The organism is Vibrio sp. R-1 (genome assembly GCF_035615595.1).
GTDB classification, from domain to species: domain Bacteria; phylum Pseudomonadota; class Gammaproteobacteria; order Enterobacterales; family Vibrionaceae; genus Vibrio; species Vibrio cholerae.
The window spans coordinates 1-348 of sequence record NZ_WPDC01000350.1; the positions used below are offsets into that span (position 1 = coordinate 1).

The following is a 348-nucleotide window of genomic DNA, read 5'->3' on the forward strand; positions in this document are numbered from 1 at the left end:
CTTGGATTCATATACTAAGTGCAACGCTTATCAATAAAACAATGAGCTGCCATAATCCCTATTTTTCCTCCCGCCAAGAAGTGAAAAATCATGACTTATAAGCAGCTCACCGAGGGTGACAGATATACAATCGCAGCATATAAAAAGCAAGGCCTTAGCTTGGCTGAGATCGCTCGGCTTACCGGACGCCATAAGAGTACGATTTCTCGCGAAATTGCTCGTAATCGCTGTGCTTACGACGGTGCCTACCGGGCTTTCAAAGCCGACCAACGCACTCGGACAAGACGCAGCAAATCTAGACGTAATAAGCGCATCACTCAACAACAATATGATCAAGTTATGCACTTT

1 protein-coding gene is annotated in these 348 nt (G+C 45.1%); it reads left to right on the forward strand.

Annotated features, from left to right (window positions below; translation table 11 throughout):
* Nucleotides 1–90 precede the first annotated feature (90 nt).
* Nucleotides 91–348: helix-turn-helix domain-containing protein (locus GOU96_RS18465; RefSeq protein WP_324702136.1), on the forward strand; the 258-nt coding region annotated here is incomplete at its 3' end.